This window comes from Psychrobacter sp. GW64-MNA-CIBAN-0177 (assembly GCF_040309585.1).
GTDB lineage: Bacteria > Pseudomonadota > Gammaproteobacteria > Pseudomonadales > Moraxellaceae > Psychrobacter > Psychrobacter okhotskensis.
Genome location: NZ_JBEOOY010000198.1, coordinates 1 through 276, shown reverse-complemented (window position 1 = coordinate 276; position 276 = coordinate 1). Strand labels below are relative to the sequence as shown.

The 276-nt window shown below is 41.3% G+C and carries 1 protein-coding gene; it reads left to right on the top strand.

Annotation, left to right across the window (positions count from 1 at the left end; translation table 11 throughout):
• Positions 1-276, top strand: a 276-nt coding sequence (locus tag AAEY79_RS14760; RefSeq protein ID WP_407074209.1) for an aminoacyl-tRNA hydrolase, incomplete at both ends; no start/stop codon positions are given.

Genomic DNA, 276 nt, shown 5'->3' with positions numbered 1-276 from the left:
GTATATGTTTACGCGCCATAATGCGGGCTTTTGGTTTGTTTTTCATTTAGCCGAGCAGTTTAATATTACTCTCAGTCCTGACAAAAAATTTCACGGTCTGACTGGTCGTGGGCAGATTCATGGGCATGATGTGCGGTTATTATTGCCACAAACCTTTATGAATAAGTCTGGTGATTCTGTTGTGCCGATGGTAAATTTTTATGGCATTGATAATGATCAGCTGCTGATTGCTCATGACGAGCTTGATATACCCGCCGGTAGCATTAAGCTAAAAAC